The organism is Mesorhizobium sp. M0587 (genome assembly GCF_040320945.1).
Taxonomy (GTDB): domain Bacteria; phylum Pseudomonadota; class Alphaproteobacteria; order Rhizobiales; family Rhizobiaceae; genus Mesorhizobium.
This window is the reverse complement of sequence record NZ_JAMYQP010000043.1, coordinates 25,737-40,641: the sequence shown is the minus strand read 5'-3', so window position 1 is coordinate 40,641 and position 14,905 is coordinate 25,737. Positions and strand designations below refer to the sequence as shown.

Below are 14,905 nucleotides of genomic sequence, written 5' to 3'. Positions count from 1 at the left end.
AAAATCCGCCGGACCCCAGTCAGCTTTACACGGCCGCGCTGCAGTCGGACGGTGTTCATCTCACTTTTCACCCTGGAGCTTGGCTCGACGACGAGCAATGGCTGGACGATAGCCACATCACAAGAGATTACAATCTCCTGGAGCGCGAGTTGCAGGTGACCAATCCGGATCTGGCCGCTCGGACGCGCCTCGTGGATCCCCTCGTAGCCCAGCGTCTGCGGGACAACCCCCACGAGGAGACCCACTGGGAGGGGATCTTGCGCGGCCGCGGCCGGCGCGGCACGGATACAGCCGACTTCCTGTTCCTGCCACTGAACGATGCCGATGCTGTTGATCCTCGTCTCCGCGGCAACCATTGGTCGCTGCTGCTCTTTGATCGCACGGACCGAGACAAGCCGGTTGCCTATCACTACGACTCCTTGGGGGGATTCAACGACGGGATTGCAGCAGCGCTCGCAAAAAGGCTGGGCGCCACCGCGTTCAAAGGCTCCATCAACCGGCAGGATAACGGTTATGATTGCGGCGTCTGCGTGCTGGACGCGACGCGGGAACTGGTTGGACGATTGGCACAAGGACTGCCGCAGCCGCAGCACCTCAATAACCTCGTTGCCGATCGGCGAGCACTCCAGGACCGACTGCGACCACCCTGATCGGCTCGCCTGCGCCCAACCTGGATGATGCCCTGGCGCCGATGGAGAGTTGAATTGGGCAACTGCTGACCGATACCGAAAGGGGGGGCTGAATGCCGACGCTGTCGAGGGCGCGATAAAGATACAGATACATCCAACGGCCGCGAACCTTGATATAGATCGGCTCTGTCGCAATTCCGGCATGTGGACGGGAAGAGCGTCGCCTGGGAGCATTGATCAGGCGGTGAGCATTTCGAATTGCTCGGCAATTGACGGACTCGGATTGTAGGCGAACCTCGCCTGTCGCTTTCGCATCATGTGGACCAGCTCGATGCCGGAGAGGGTGATCTGGGCATTCTCCATAGACTTGAAGCCGAGCATGGATCGAACGCGGCGCTTGATGCGCCGGTGATCCTGTTCGATCCGATTGTTGAGGTATTGGCTCTTGCGGATATGGATCGGTGGTTGGTGTGATCGCTCCCGCAGACGGCTTTCAGTATCGCAGGAAATGATTGCCTCACGATTGGTCTGACTGCCGTCGACGACGATGCGGTTCGGGCGTCCATAGTGGGCAAGCGCCTTGCGCAGGAAGCGTTTGGCCGCCGGAAGATCACGGTGTTCGCTGAAGAAGAATTCGACCGTGTCGCCGACGCTGTCGATGGCGCGGTAAAGGTACATCCAACGGCCGCGAACCTTGATATAGGTCTCGTCCATATGCCACTTGCCGGTGACGGTCCGCTTGCGTTTGTTGAAACGCTCCAGAAGCTGGGGCGAGAAGTGGACGACCCAACGATGCACGGTGGAGTGGTCGACGTTCAGGCCTCGCTCGGCCATCATCTCTTCCAGATCACGCAAGCTCAGATTGTAGGCCAGATACCACCGCACGCACTGAAGGATCACGGATCGATCGAAGTGCCTGCCTTTGAACATTGAGCGCTCCCCGAAAATCGAAGAGCTGTCATGCCCCAGTCAAGTTACCGAAAAGTTTGCGACACATCCCTTTTATGCACTGCAGGCGTGGACCCCGGGTGCGGCGTCCGGACTATCGGAGCATTTCGATTTCGAAGAGCCATTCGCGTCATCCCGATCACCGAGGCGAGCATTGCACGCGCTACGAGCGAGTTTGACCAGATCGTCTCGGAAATCGAGGGTCGGGTAATGGATGAGGCCGCGCAAGGCAGTATCCGCGCGGCGTGGCCGCCGACTTGCAGCGAACCGGAGACGTGCGTCGCCTGCGATTTCCGGTTCTTCTGCCCACGACCTGCTGCGGCACCCGACACGTTGGCTGCAGCGACATCCGCGGCCGATGATGACGATATTTGAGTGCTGGTTTGGAGCATTTCAAATCGGCACATCATAGGGGACTTGCTGCTTTACACCGGGTGGGGGTTGGTGATCTGTCTGTGAGTACGTCGCCCCGGAAATTGGCACGCCGCCCCCCCAGCCGACTATTGCGGTGTCCACTCTCGAGCTAAGCGTCGAGCCTCGGCAAGCTCCTCCGGCGTCATCTGGCTTGCGATCCGGTCGCGGGCCGTAATGGCGGAACCTGGATTCTTAGTTTTTCGCGCGGCTAAACTGAACCATTTGTGTGCTTGTATGTAATCCTGTGTAACTCCTTGGCCCTTGGCGTACATCACGCCGAGGGGGCCATAAGCACCGATGTTGCCATGGTCAGCGGCCTTGTGAAGCCAAATCGCAGCTTCGGCAAAGTCCTTCGTGACGCCTTTGCCTTCAACGTAAGAAATGCCGAGCATAAACTGGCCACTATCGTCACCTTGATCGGCGGCCTTACGATACCAAATCGTCGCCTCGACCAAGTCTTTTTTGACGCCCAGGCCTTCAGAATACATAAGCCCAAGAAAGACCTGAGTGGCAGCGTCGCCCCGGTCTGCAAGTGGTCGCAACTCCCGCAAGGCAGTCTCGTAGTCGCCGCGCTTGGCGGCAGCAAATCCCGCATTCTTGTCAGCCCAAACCGGAGATGAAAGGATGCAAAGAATGGACAGCGCTAGTAAAGTCCGATTAACCATTTAATTCACTTAGAGTCCCGAATTCTGGGTCAAGTTGATCGGCAGTGGGCCAGTTTGCAATTTGCTGGGGTGCCGCCGGCATGACACGATCAAAACAAGAATTGTGCGATGCCGGCGGCCGACTCACCACGTTCAGGCGTTTTCCTTGATGTATGCCACGGCAATAGCGGTGTAGTCGCCGAATGTCATCTCGGCTCTTGCAAGTCCTTGTTGCCCTAAGATCGCGGGTAAGGCTTCTTGGAATAGGGCGAACTCGTCGGCGATCTTCATTCCGCCCGGTACAGTGGTCGACCTCGATTGAGTGCGCAACCAAGTTGCCACTTCACGCACTGCGCTCGAAACGTCGCCATTGTGCGAGTGAATATCTTGGCCGGCGAGGTCGGAAACAAACCGCTGAAATCGATATTGCTCACGATCAAGGATTAGGGTCTTTTTCTTTTTTTGATCGCCGTCGCCAAAGCGTCTGGCACCGAGGAAAAGGCCGAGTTCGAGCGGCATATTGAAACGAGGCAGAGGAGGATTGCCGCTGGTTTCAGTGCGCGAAATGTCATGGATGCCGTAGCGGCATTCCTCCACGATTTGCTGTATCTTCGAGAAGCGGTTCTCTCCCGCGTCGTCAGATTCGGTCGCGCACCGCGCACGGAATCCTGACCGGATCACAGTAAAAACTATCGCGTGGAATAGGGGTTCAAATTCGGCGTCGAAGGCACAGTTGATGAACACATTGCGCGGATGCGCAGTCATCAATGATTCTTACTGCTCGATAAGCGGCCGTCGCTCCCCTTCACTTCCTTAATCGTGCCGCGTATCTCACTTTGCGTGAAATGCGTCGGCTTGGTGGCAGGCTTCAGGATCACAACCCCGTCACTCGTCCGCCCAACCGAATTGGCGCCCTTCGTAGTGACAAATTGGCCTGATGACGCCGATCGCCGAGCGGTAGTTGCATGTTTCGCCATGGTCCAGATATGGCGCAAGCAACGCGCGGGCGCAAGGTCTCGCGGTAACGTCTGACCCAAGAAAGCCTGTTCCCGCTGCCAAGACGATGCGACTTGCAATAGCACGGTCGTGCCGGTCGCAAGCCGGCGTGCCAGACGATCGTTCCACGCGCACAAGGAGCTATCAGAGGATCCCCCACGCCCGGTAACGTCCCCTGCCCGTGATCTCGCGCAGGCCGAGTTCGGCCACGAGATTAAGCGCCCCACGCGTCGTCACCTTCAGGTCCTTTTCGATCATTGCGCTGGAGACGAGCGGCCGCGCAAGAACGAGGTCGACGAGTTGCGGCAGCTTCGAATTTCCACGCCGGCCGCGCAGGCGGCGCAACATTTGTTCCCGGGCGAGCATCAGCCGATCGTGTTCCTTCAGCCCGGCGCCGGCCGCTTCAGTGACGCCCTCCAGAAACCCGATCAGGCGCGCCGTCCTGTCGCGGGCGCGCCGCCTTTCGCGCGGAATGGCGCGCAGCCCGGTGTTGAGACAGACGAGGTGGGCGGCGCTCGTTTTTCGGGCCTGCCTGAGCATGGCGCCCACGAGCAGGTGTCCGAGCCAGGGCAGATGCTGCAGCGGTTCTTTTGTTTCCCACGCATCCCATAGCAGGGCAGCGCTCAGCACGGGCGGCTGGCCCGTGTTCCGGTTCAATACTGCCCGCCAGTCCGACAGCCGTTCCTCCTCGTCCCAGTCGGGATCGTAGAGCAGCGGATTTTTTTTCGGCCGTCGGGACCTGTTGCGGTCGCGACACCGGCGCAGCGGCGAGCCCGTCGAGCACATTCCGCGTGCGATCGAGCAACGCATCGATGGCGGCAAATTCGGCGCCGAAGCCATCGTTCAGATCGTCATTGGCCGACTCGTTCGCCTCTTCATCGCCGGCGCCCTCCCCTGTCGTCGCATGAATCTCCAGTGGCAGAGCGTCCGGGGTGCTACCGTCACGGCCGCGCAACTGTCTTAGGCCGTTCGGGCTCAGCGCCCAGTCCGGCCTGTTGGCAACAATCAGCCGCCGTGCCCGCAGCACTGCATGGGCACGGGTGAGCTCGTGGGTCGGCGTGCGGATGTCCATGTGGGTGTCGTGCAGGACCAGATCCTCGACATGGACAAGCTCGCCCTCGAGCCACAGCGCGGCGGCGGCATCGTAGAAATGCGTGCGCGCGACAAAACCCTCGCGCACCGGACTTCTGGCCAGCCAAAGAATCCTCTGCGGTGACGAGCGGTCCCGCGAGGTCCCACCACGGGATTGCATTGCTACGGTCAACGTCAAAAAGGGACATCGGGCGTCGTTCCGGCCTTCGCTCTGGCGCGCCAATTGAAACCGCAAGGCAAAAATCGCGCGCCCCGTCCCGGACCGCCTGCGGGGCTCGTTTGAGAGAAATGCGCGAAATTAGCCAGCAAGCACTGTCCTACACTACCGCTCGAGCGTGGCCGGAAGCGCCTAATTTCTTCCAACGCTCCTCAGCGCCACGTCGATGGCTCGTGTTTGCACGGGACGTAAGGCCGACCGCTGCTCGTGCCGCAGGTCAAAGGCCGGGTAGTTCACGGAACTGCCTTCGAGCATAACGGCTTGGCAAGCGCATGAAGGAGTTTCGATTCGGATTGTTTCAAGAGGGTCGAGCGGTTGATTGATGCCACCAGCGTGGAAGCGATCGATAGCGCGCGCGTTTTGCTGGACCAATTCAACGGCAAGTCAGAAACGATCTCCCAGGCGATTGACGACTTCCTGCTTGATTTCGTGACCTTGCTGTTTGTGGTAGAAGCCACCCGCGAGCAGTTCCACAATCCGGCGAGGCGGTTAGCGCGCATCAGATTGAGCAAGGTCAGGCTGTTACTCACCCGATGCCCTTGACCTAAAGCGACCACTCCGCCAGGCGTGCATTTGCAGCCGAGCGCACCAGGCGGTATTTTACGCACATGAAATCAATCGCGACCGCTAATTCTGCTGTTTGGTTCCCAGGGACGACGGCAAGCGCGGACAGCTTCCGTGCTGCTGTCCTGCAGCGGCAAATGTGCTGCATCCCCCATCCAAGGCGAGCTCGACGTTTGTTTCTTGCGTTGACCAAGGTCCCGCGAAAACACTCCCCTTCCCGCAGCAACTCATCACGTTCAACGGCCTCGCGGCAGGCCATCACGCCAGAAGAGAGCAACGGCATCGTTTTTCCCGCCCAGTCCTACGACCTCGTTTTCCAGCGCCTCGCGAATGTCGCCACCCGCCGTTTTTTCAGGTCCGTCTTCGCGCGCGAGCTGGGTCCGCGCCCACTTAGCTACGCTGCTCACGCCTCTGCCCTTCAGCACCGCCCGGTCTGACTGTCGAGGACATCGGTCCGCTGGAGCGACAACATTTCAATTCTGACCGTCGGTGCAGCGGCCTTCGAAGCGCATCCTGTACCCCTCCCCGGCAGCGCGCCTAATCGTCCTGTTCGGTCGCCCACAATGTCGGATGCGCAACATGGCAGAGCCCCATTTGTCAACAGCCTCCAATGGTTTTCTGATCTGGCACGGTGCATGCCCTGTCGCCCGCAAGACGTCGCGGACCAAGGAAAATCCCTCCAATGGCCACCTCCCCAAGAACACCGCCGCAGGTCTCCTGGGTCCATCCGAAGGTGAGACTCGAGTGAGCCCTGGGCCCATGATTCATCTGGCTCGGCGCTGCCCGCCGATCCTACCACGGGGAGGCGAAGACGCAGCGCGTTCATCAAAATGAGGAACAAATCACTTTTGCCTCGAACCCTTTGCCTTGCCACCCGACGGCGGCAAGATCGCGGATTTCCTGCTCGGCAATGGCATGGATCGACATGCACCGAAGCACCCGGCAAATCCGGACTTGCCCATTTCCTCGAGCGTCTGATCTTCAAAGCGACCACCAACCGCGCCGACAGCGAGTTCACCGAGCCGTCTAAGTGAGTGGCGGCTACAATAACGCCCTCACCGCCTATGGCTCGTTTTGGGCGAGATGATGGGCTTCGAGGCCGATCGCATGTTCAACCTCATCCTCAACGAGGATGATATCAAGACCGAGCGAAATGTGATCCTGGAGGAGCGCCGTTGGCGCAGAGAGACGAACCCGCAGGTCTGCTGAACGAGGAGGTCAACGCAACATTGCGGCCGAACCAGCCCTACTCGCATTCCGGTCAACGGCTGGATGCAGGAGATGGAGAAGCTGAACGGCACCGACGCATTCACGATCTACAATATTGCCGACCGAACGACCCGGTGGCCGGCACGTAGAACCAGGCGCTGGCCGCGAAGACCTCTGGCAGGGTTGTGCGCGGGCCGGACCTGCCCGCGCGCAACCGCCGGTCGAGCCCGGCTAGTAGAACCGCGACTCATCTTCTAGCGAATCCGGTATTCTCCCTTTCCAGTTGGCAACCGTGGTCTGCTAGCTGTCTGGCCGAGGTCCTATGAGGAGCTTGGACGTCCGGACTACACACCGAACCTGCTATATACGCCTGGCGTTGAGGAGGAAACCGATTGCCCCTGTGTCCGCCGATGATCCGTCACCTGAGATCCCCTGACCTGTTTGGACCCATCGATCGCCTGCCGGCACTTGGCACGCGGATTAGAGAGCGGACATTCGAGGTCCTCAACCCGTCGACCGGCGAAGTGCTGGCAGAACTACCTGACATGGGAGTCGAAGAGACATGCGCTGGAATCGAGAAGGCCTATGTCGCGCAGCCTGGATGGGCAGGGTTTACCGCACGTGAGCGCAGCGATGTTCTATGGCGATGGCATGAGTTGATCATCGACCACACCGACGATCTCGCTGCAATTCTCACCGCGGAGATGGGCAAGCCGCTTGCCGAGGCCAAATCGGAGATATCGCATGCTGCGGCGTATCTGCAATGGTACGCCGAGGAGGCAAATCGCGTCTATGGCGAGACGATCTCCGCACCATCGACGGACCGCCGAATGCTGGTGATCAAGCAGCCCATCGGGGTGGTCGGCACGATAACCCCATGGAATTTCCCTGCCTCGATGGTGGCGCGCAAAATCTCGCCAGCCTTGGCGGCGGGCTGCACGATTGTCCTCAAGCCCGCTGAACAGACGCCGCTCGTGGCTGGAGCAATGTTCGCCCTCGCCCATCAGGCAGGCTTCCCCGAAGGCGTCGTCAACCTGATCTATGCGTCCGAAGGTGACGCGGTCGGCCGCGAACTTTGCACAAATCCCAAGGTCCGCAAGATCAGCTTCACCGGGTCTACTGAGATCGGGCGCTTACTTATGCGCCAGTGCTCGGACCAGATCAAAAAAGTCAGCCTAGAGCTCGGCGGCAATGCGCCCTTCATCGTCTTCGATGATGCCGATATCGATGCCGCGGTTGACGGTGCGATCCAGGCGAAGTACCGCAATGCCGGCCAGACCTGCGTTTCAGCGAACCGCCTTTACGTCCAGTCGCGCGTTCACGACGAGTTCGTCGAGAAATTCGTGGAACGGGCTCGCCAACTTCAAGTTGGTGACGGTTTCGCTCCCGGAGTGGACATCGGACCTCTCATCGACAAGCAGGCTTTGGCCAAGATTGAATCCCATATTGCCGATGCCGTAGCTAAAGGCGGCGCAATTCGATGCGGGGGCAAACGCGTCGGCACGAATGGCACGTTTTTCCAACCAACGGTCCTGACCGGTGTCACCAGCGAGATGACCGCGGCGCAAGAAGAGACATTCGGGCCGCTCGCACCGATTATTCGCTTCAATGATGCGGATCAGGTCGTGCGTGATGCCAATGAAACGATCTACGGCCTCGCGGCGTATTTTTATGCCTCTAACCTGAAGCGTGTCTGGCGTGTCGCCGAGGCCTTGGAATATGGAATGGTCGGGGTAAATACCGGCCGGATGTCTTGGAAGCGGCGCCGTTCGGTGGGATAAAACAGTCCGGCATCGGGCGGGAGGGATCCCGCCATGGCCTCGAGGACTACCTCGAAATGAAATACCTCTGCATGGGCGGCATCTGAAGCATCGGCTTGCAGGGTTCACAGACGGGTTACCAAGCGAGCGATCTCCAAATATGTGAATTGTAGAATCGCTCCTCGATTGGGAACTGAGGGGCGGTCCGCACCCGAGCAAACACGCAATCCTGAGGAGCCCCCTAAAATAGCTGGATGTATCTCTCGAGGAGACAAGCGTCTGCATTTTCGGCGAAGACGGCGCGCATGCGACGGAGGATACGCTTGCGATTTGGCGGCCCTCGCCGACTACCCTCAGGCGACGGGCTGTCGTTGCGCGGTCTGGTTGGAAGCTTGTGCACCAAGCCATCGTCAACGCTGATTGAGCAATATCCGGCTTCAGGGGCAGAATTTGGACCTGCTACATTCCGATATCAGTAGCTCAGCTGTTCTTCGGCTGACTGCCGCGCCGGTACACGCTCGGACAGAATCGAAGGTACCATCACGCGGCATTCGCATCCACATTGGTGATCGGCGCACCGTCCAGGGCGCGCCAGGTTGACCGAGCGGGTCGAACCGAATGACAGCCTTGACCGGCTGGAGGACGGAAATCCCGATGCCGAAGAGGTTGGTCAGCCCAGTCGAGTCCACACGCATTTTCGGCACGAACAGCAAGGGCTGGGAAGCGATCGGCCGAGCGGTCCTTGAAGGGGCGGGCCAGGGTTGTTTGACGACGCGTTGGTTCAGGTCAGCTAATCTAGTCTCTGCCGTTCAGAGCGGCTTCCCTCGCCAGTGACAGCGAGTCAAGATATTTGGCATCGTCGGCTTTGATTGCCGGGCAGATCTGGTCGAGATGGGGACAGCTCACTGGTGCACCTTTGGGCTCATAGTGTTTCCTCGTCGTCGAGGTGAGGATTGCCGGATTTGGCGTAGAACACCAACACGGGTCCGAGATCAAAGCGCGTCCCGGGCGCAAGGCGCTGGACGGACCGGGGCCATGTTTCGGTTGAGGCGCCATCGATGCCTCGCGCCAGCGTTTTGGCGAAGCGGGGCATCAGCGGAGCGAGTGTCGGTGCCAGGGTCGCAGTGGCCGTCGTCTGAAGGGCTAGCGAAGTCCGATTGCGGGCAGGATAGAAACGTCGCGCCGCCGCAAAGTCTCGCGCGCCGCGGTAGATCACGCAATCGCGCACGAATTCGCAGACCTGAGTGGCCGCGCGCCGAACCGAGAAGCCTTCGTCCGAATAGGCGCGCTCCATCGCAGCGCGATAGATCTCTATGCCAGCAAAGAAGGCGCGGTCGACCGGGCTCCAGTCGCCTGCATCGGGTACACGGCCGGCAAAATCCTGCTTGATTTCCTGGTTCAACGCCTCAAGCCAGTTCAGCCAGATGCTTTGGAACACCTCGTTCTCGGTGCGGCGCAGCGCGTCCAGCGTGAAATCCGTCCGCTCACCTTCCGGGCGTGTCAGGCCCAAATGAAGGCGCACGACGTCGACTGTCTTTGGGCTCAGAACCTCCTTGCCCCAGACCGCATGGCGGCAGCTGGTTGAGAACTTCTTGCCGTCGAGCAGGTAGAACTCGTTGACGTGATAGCGAATGCGTGGCGTCCAGTGGGAGAAGACCTCGGCGTAAAGAGCGGGGTAGAGTAGCGCGTGGTAGAACGAATTGTCGAAGCCAAAGAAATGGACAATTTGCCAGTCGTTGCCGGGCATCTCCGCCTTCCAGTCGCGACCCATCGAGCGGCCGAGCGCCTGGATGTTGTACAGAAAACCGAATGCCATCTCCGGCCACACCCAGATCACTTGCCCCGGGAACCCCTCGGCCGGCAGGCCCCAGTCCGAGGGGTGGGTAATGGGCACTGAAAAGTCGCCGCGTTGGCGTAGGCGCGCGAAGAGATCCAAGATCCGTAGCGGGACGCCCGACGCCCTTAGATGCCGGTCGATATTGTCGTAGCATTGGTCCATGGCAAGTTCCGGACGGCGGAGGGAGCCGACCACCGGCGCCTCGGCAGACTGCCGTGACCGCGCTGCACCTAAGTCGTGGCAAAGGTTTGGGGCACCGCATTCCTCGCAGATGTTGCCAGCGGCGGAGCCGCCGCAATCGGGGCAGAGGCCGCCAACATCCGGCTCGTAAAGATAACGGCCTGTCACAGCATCAAAAAGCGCAGGGCTCTGGCGCAAATCTACCGCCGCGCTGCTCAGAAGACTCCGGAAACACGCGGTTTGGAACTCGCCGTAACCGTCATCGCCCATTGTGGCTTGGAAGCTGTGGACCTCACAATCGAGAAGTGCAAGCGTGGCGCGAATCTCGTCGGCGTAGTAGCGCGCCACGTTTGCAGGCGTCGATTGATCGGCATCGGCGCGTGTCGCGACGTAGCTCTGGTAATCGTCGCTTCCGGTCAGGTGATAGGCCTCGACTCCTTTCATGCGCAGGAAACGAGTATAGACGTCAGCGCCGAAATAGGGGCCAGAAAGATGCCCCAGATGCAGATCGCCATTTGGCGTTGGCGGCGTGGAGAAGACGAAGATTGGGCCGCGTGGAGCCGTGGTCTTTGCAGCGGCATCAAGGGCGGCCTCGCCGTCTCGCCAGTAGACAGCGACGAAATCTAGGTCTTTGTTTCCGTCATTGCGCAGCACATGCGCTTCAAAAGGGTGAAACAGAACGACATCGCCGGCCTCGACCGAGATTTCCCCCCGGTCGGTCCTGACATTGCCCGACCCTGACAGGAACACGAACGCCTCGATTTCGTCGTGCCGATGGGGCTCGGATGTGACGCCGGGTCCAACCTTTCCGAATGAAAACCCCGTGCGAGCGCTTCCCGTTCCAAGCGTGGCCATGTCGATACCGAACGCCCGCGACAGCTCCGTTCGAGAAAACTTGTATTTGCGCATGATAAGGAAACCTAGCTGTAACAGTGGGACCTTCGGCTGCCAACGCAACAGCCTCCCGTGCAATTCGTGGAGAGAAACGGCAGCCCGACCATTGGCGGCCCCGGCCAGGATAGTGCAGCTCTGGGCCGCAAGCGGGCGACCAAGGGGGGCACTAGTCGGGCTGTAGGCGCACAGAAGACCGCCTGCGACCACCTCCGCAATCCACGTGCCGAAGCGTCTTGACGGGCTGCGGTCGATGCTCCGCGCCCGCAAATCAGATCGCCATGCTCTCCCGCACCTTGGAGCGGTCGATCAGTTTCGTTTGCATGCCTCCGCACGGCCTTCGTGAGCTCAATCGCGATAGAAGATGCCATTTGGGGGCTTGAGATTGTCGAGATCGGCCACTTTGCCCTCGGGCGGGTTAAGGGCGCGCTTAAGCACGTTATATTCAGCGCGGGTCGGCCCGCCGGTTGAAGCACGCTGGAACACCAAGTAGAGTGTCCGCCGAGAACGATTGCTTTTGTTCGGTCGTGAGTAGTGCGGTGCGTAATCGTCGAAGATGAAGATGTCGCCAGCCTTCCATACTACGGGTTCCCAGGAGAACTTTTCGGCAACTTGAGGATAGATCACCCCACCGGCATCCATAGGAAACACCCCCTTTTCGTGGTTGGCGGGGCTGAAAAAAAGCCCGCCGTTTTCCTCGTCGGAGTCGTCGATGCCTATGGCAACCACCGCATGGACCATGCGGTCGGGGAGTTTGTGTGGAATGTGATAAATGTCCTGATGCGGGAGATAGCCGCCGCTGTCTGGATAGTGGAAAATCAGCAACTCCTTGAGCCTGCGCGAAGCTTCTCCAAGCAAATCCTCGACCGCTGACTTTATGCGCTGATCTTCTAAGAGCAAACGACGCAATGGATCATGGAAGTCGAGAAAATTCTCGATCTTGGAGGTGATCTTTCGATTGTCCGTCGTCTTCTCGAACCACATGAGCCATTTATCATCACTGACATTCCAGCGTGACATATCTTCGACAAAAGTAGAGATATTTTCCTGATCTGCTCGAGTGAAGAACCGTTCGAGCCTGACGTATCCGTCCTTCTGCAACTTTTCCCTTTGTGCATCAGTCAACATGCGAAAAGCCTCCTGTTGGAAACACTGGTTTGGTTGGACATGCCAATTAGGGCGGTCGGGCGCTGATCAAGTTGCGGGTCCACAGAGACGGACTCACGTGATGAGGGAGGCGATGCTAAGTGCGTTCCGCTCCGGCGGATATTGTCCGCAGAAGCTCGGCGCGAGACTGCCTATGTCAGGCTCAGCCGGGTCTAGGGGTTCCGCAAACTGGGCCGGATCAATCGCTTCACCCGGTTCAACCACGACACGCATCGCCAAAGGCCGGCACCATCCGCTACCTGCCGACCCAGCCATGGCCGCCAAGACCACGGCGGTCTTTCGAGTGAGCGACTTGGTACGGCCTTGGCAACCGTAGGAGAAATGCACGCCCCCAGAGTGATGCGATGCGCCGCTTGGTCCAAGCTTGGTCGGTCACGATGATATCGGAGAAGCCTCCGGGGTTCGCCGCAGCGCAGGCGGGCATCATTCCTAGGATGCCACCGCCGATGATCAAAAGCATACGAGTCATATTCCACTGCCCATTTCTTCGGCTGCGTGGTCGGGCCAGCTCTCGATCGAGGTATGAGTGATGAAGCCAGGATGCTCGGGGTTCGCGCATGGCGCGCGCCCAAGTAGGCTATCGAGGATGCGACGCGCGCGCCAGGCCAGCAAGCTTAGGTTCGGATCGGCCAGGCCGCGCTGCCCGAGGCTCGCATTTTGTACGAAGATGCGTCTGTCACACGGTCCGTCCCAGCTCACCGAAAAATCCTCGCGAATAGCTAATTCATTGTCGATCTGCTCCAAGCGGCCCATGATCGGTTCCAACAAGCTTGGGACCGCGTTCTCGTAACCGGTGGCCAGGATGACGATGTCAGCCGTGACTTTTTCGACCTCGTCCATGCCATGCTGCAGGGTCAGCCTGTGACCCGGTCCGGCGTTGATGCAGTGCGAGACGGTGCAGCCCGGCCGCAGTGTGATGTCGCATCGGTTTGGCTCGAAAAATTCATGGCGGTATAGTGCCTGATAGATCGCGCGCAACGTGCTTTCCGAAATGCCGTCCGAGGCAAGCACGAAACGCCGCAGGAGCAGCTTACGCTGCGAGTCGCTCATCGCCGCGAAACGATCCGAAAAGCAGGGCATGAACAACTCGTTTGTGAACGGGCTGTTGTCCAGAGGCAGATAGTTTTCGCGCTGCGAGACCCAAGTGATCGAGGCAGGCCGCCGTTCGTTCGGCAGGCCGACAAGGTGCAACATCACCTCGGCTCCCGACTGGCCTCCGCCGACCACGCAGACATGCTTTCTCCGCACCTCAGGGTGGATGTGCAGTAAAACCGATGAGTGGAACAGGTTGCGTCCAATCCAGCCCTGAAATTGAGGCGGAATTTGCGCCTGCTTGCCAATGCCGACCACAACGTTTCTGGCGCCGAGAACCGCCTTATCCGTCCGCACCCGAAACTCGCCGTCAAAGCGGATTTCGCGGACTGTCTCGCCGCCACGCACTAGTGGGTTCCTGTGGAAGACCCAGTTCAGGTATTGTTCGAACTCCACTCTGAGCACGGCTTCGAACTGTGCGTTCAGGAAGTGATACAGACGCCCGTTCTCGTGCAGGAAGTTTACGAAAGTGTAGGCTGATCGCGGATTCACCAGAGTGACCAGGTCCTTGAAGTGACTGACCTGGAGCTCCGAGGAATCGAATGCGCTGCCTGGATGCCAGCGGAAGTCGACCTGCCGATCCAGGAACACTGCCCCTTTCCCAACTTGCTCGTGTATCTGACACGCAAGGCTCAAATTGGACGGGCCAGCACCGATCCCAACGCAAGATAACTCCACCTGCTTCCTCCTATAGCGCCTTCCCACTAGGCGGATTGTTCGCGGCGAATATCGGCCATAGCCATTAGCCTCCGCTCACGGACTTCGAGCCCCAGTCCCGACCGGGCTTGCGAGAATTTGTCCTGCGCGTTCGGGTCTTCGCATGTAGACCGCGCATTCCAGCGCGGTGACAATCGACGATGCCGGCGACGTGGGGCAACGACGTTTGTCCTTTCCGCCCGTCTGGATGCCCCCCCTCGCCGTCACGCGAGGAGCTTTCCAGGCCCACTAAGGTGTTTGAAGCCGGCGCAATCGCCTGACTCGACCATTACGCGCCGGCGTTTCGGCGGCTTGATGGCAGGCGAGAGCGCGGTTTTCACTGCGGCGACGGCATTTTCGGTGCGCATGATCATGGACGACGTCTGGCTGATGCGTTCGCAGAGTCCCATGCATGGGCCGTGCCAGGAAGGAAATTTTATTAAACAATGGGTTGGCGGATTTACGATCCTGTCGGAAATCCGACATTGGGGGGGACGCCTCACTGCGGCGCCCGATTTGCACGTCGATGTCGCTTTTTCCGATAGCTAATCGGGCACCTTCTGCACCAG

Annotated in this window: 12 protein-coding genes and 2 pseudogenes; 7 read left to right on the top strand and 7 right to left on the bottom strand. The window is 59.5% G+C overall.

Features of this window, described 5'->3' with window-relative positions:
- Positions 1-650: Ulp1 family isopeptidase (locus NKI49_RS28135; protein ID WP_352695848.1), on the top strand; the 650-nt coding region annotated here is incomplete at its 5' end.
- Positions 651-866: 216 nt separating this feature from the next.
- Here NKI49_RS28135 and NKI49_RS28130 read toward each other — a convergent pair.
- The 4 genes from NKI49_RS28130 to NKI49_RS28115 all read right to left on the bottom strand — a co-directional run bounded on the left by NKI49_RS28130 (position 867) and on the right by NKI49_RS28115 (position 4,471).
- On the bottom strand, positions 867-1,559 hold the full coding sequence (locus NKI49_RS28130; RefSeq protein WP_352606662.1) for an IS6 family transposase: 693 nt from the start codon (positions 1,557-1,559) through the stop codon (positions 867-869).
- Between the two features lie 518 nt (positions 1,560-2,077).
- A complete protein-coding gene (locus NKI49_RS28125) occupies positions 2,078-2,656 on the bottom strand; it encodes a tetratricopeptide repeat protein (RefSeq protein ID WP_352606664.1) in 579 nt (192 codons plus the stop codon).
- A gap of 132 nt (positions 2,657-2,788) precedes the next feature.
- Positions 2,789-3,400: a hypothetical protein gene (locus NKI49_RS28120; RefSeq protein WP_352606666.1), complete on the bottom strand. Its 612-nt coding sequence runs from the start codon at positions 3,398-3,400 to the stop codon at positions 2,789-2,791.
- A gap of 375 nt (positions 3,401-3,775) precedes the next feature.
- Positions 3,776-4,471, bottom strand: coding sequence for an RHE_PE00001 family protein (locus tag NKI49_RS28115; protein WP_352606668.1), 696 nt, complete (start codon positions 4,469-4,471; stop codon positions 3,776-3,778).
- A gap of 190 nt (positions 4,472-4,661) precedes the next feature.
- Between NKI49_RS28115 and NKI49_RS28110 the strand changes: the two genes are divergently transcribed.
- From NKI49_RS28110 to NKI49_RS28090, 5 genes and pseudogenes are all read left to right on the top strand, one after another.
- On the top strand, positions 4,662-4,847 hold the full coding sequence (locus NKI49_RS28110; protein ID WP_352606670.1) for a hypothetical protein: 186 nt from the start codon (positions 4,662-4,664) through the stop codon (positions 4,845-4,847).
- Between the two features lie 408 nt (positions 4,848-5,255).
- Positions 5,256-5,483, top strand: a complete 228-nt coding sequence (locus tag NKI49_RS28105; RefSeq protein ID WP_352606672.1) for a hypothetical protein — start codon at positions 5,256-5,258, stop codon at positions 5,481-5,483.
- A 992-nt stretch (positions 5,484-6,475) separates the two neighbouring features.
- A pseudogene (locus NKI49_RS28100) lies at positions 6,476-6,538 on the top strand (hypothetical protein); the annotation flags it as partial.
- A 52-nt stretch (positions 6,539-6,590) separates the two neighbouring features.
- Positions 6,591-6,713 carry a hypothetical protein gene (locus NKI49_RS28095; RefSeq protein WP_352606674.1) on the top strand — a complete coding sequence of 41 codons (123 nt, stop codon included), beginning with the start codon at positions 6,591-6,593 and terminating at the stop codon, positions 6,711-6,713.
- 410 nt (positions 6,714-7,123) lie between these two features.
- Positions 7,124-8,580: pseudogene (locus NKI49_RS28090) on the top strand (NAD-dependent succinate-semialdehyde dehydrogenase).
- A gap of 815 nt (positions 8,581-9,395) precedes the next feature.
- On the opposite strand, the gene NKI49_RS28085 reads toward NKI49_RS28090, so the two are convergent.
- From NKI49_RS28085 to NKI49_RS28075, 3 genes are all read right to left on the bottom strand, one after another.
- On the bottom strand, positions 9,396-11,399 hold the full coding sequence (locus tag NKI49_RS28085; RefSeq protein WP_352606676.1) for a class I tRNA ligase family protein: 2,004 nt from the start codon (positions 11,397-11,399) through the stop codon (positions 9,396-9,398).
- A 330-nt stretch (positions 11,400-11,729) separates the two neighbouring features.
- Complete coding sequence (locus NKI49_RS28080; protein WP_352606678.1) at positions 11,730-12,509, bottom strand: phytanoyl-CoA dioxygenase family protein; 780 nt, start codon at positions 12,507-12,509, stop codon at positions 11,730-11,732.
- Positions 12,510-13,013: 504 nt separating this feature from the next.
- On the bottom strand, positions 13,014-14,318 hold the full coding sequence (locus NKI49_RS28075) for a lysine N(6)-hydroxylase/L-ornithine N(5)-oxygenase family protein (protein ID WP_352695846.1): 1,305 nt from the start codon (positions 14,316-14,318) through the stop codon (positions 13,014-13,016).
- 333 nt (positions 14,319-14,651) lie between these two features.
- Between NKI49_RS28075 and NKI49_RS28070 the strand changes: the two genes are divergently transcribed.
- A complete protein-coding gene (locus NKI49_RS28070) occupies positions 14,652-14,885 on the top strand; it encodes a hypothetical protein (RefSeq protein WP_352606682.1) in 234 nt (77 codons plus the stop codon).
- Positions 14,886-14,905: the final 20 nt, after the last annotated feature.

Coding starts and splice junctions, on each gene's coding strand:
- NKI49_RS28130 (WP_352606662.1), bottom strand. CDS start 1,559: ATGTTCAAAGGCAGGCACTTCGATCGATCCGTGATCCTTCAGTGCGTG.
- NKI49_RS28125 (WP_352606664.1), bottom strand. CDS start 2,656: ATGGTTAATCGGACTTTACTAGCGCTGTCCATTCTTTGCATCCTTTCA.
- NKI49_RS28120 (WP_352606666.1), bottom strand. CDS start 3,400: ATGACTGCGCATCCGCGCAATGTGTTCATCAACTGTGCCTTCGACGCC.
- NKI49_RS28115 (WP_352606668.1), bottom strand. CDS start 4,471: ATGGCTTCGGCGCCGAATTTGCCGCCATCGATGCGTTGCTCGATCGCA.
- NKI49_RS28110 (WP_352606670.1), top strand. CDS start 4,662: ATGGGCACGGGTGAGCTCGTGGGTCGGCGTGCGGATGTCCATGTGGGT.
- NKI49_RS28095 (WP_352606674.1), top strand. CDS start 6,591: ATGGGCTTCGAGGCCGATCGCATGTTCAACCTCATCCTCAACGAGGAT.
- NKI49_RS28085 (WP_352606676.1), bottom strand. CDS start 11,399: ATGCGCAAATACAAGTTTTCTCGAACGGAGCTGTCGCGGGCGTTCGGT.
- NKI49_RS28080 (WP_352606678.1), bottom strand. CDS start 12,509: ATGTTGACTGATGCACAAAGGGAAAAGTTGCAGAAGGACGGATACGTC.
- NKI49_RS28070 (WP_352606682.1), top strand. CDS start 14,652: ATGGCAGGCGAGAGCGCGGTTTTCACTGCGGCGACGGCATTTTCGGTG.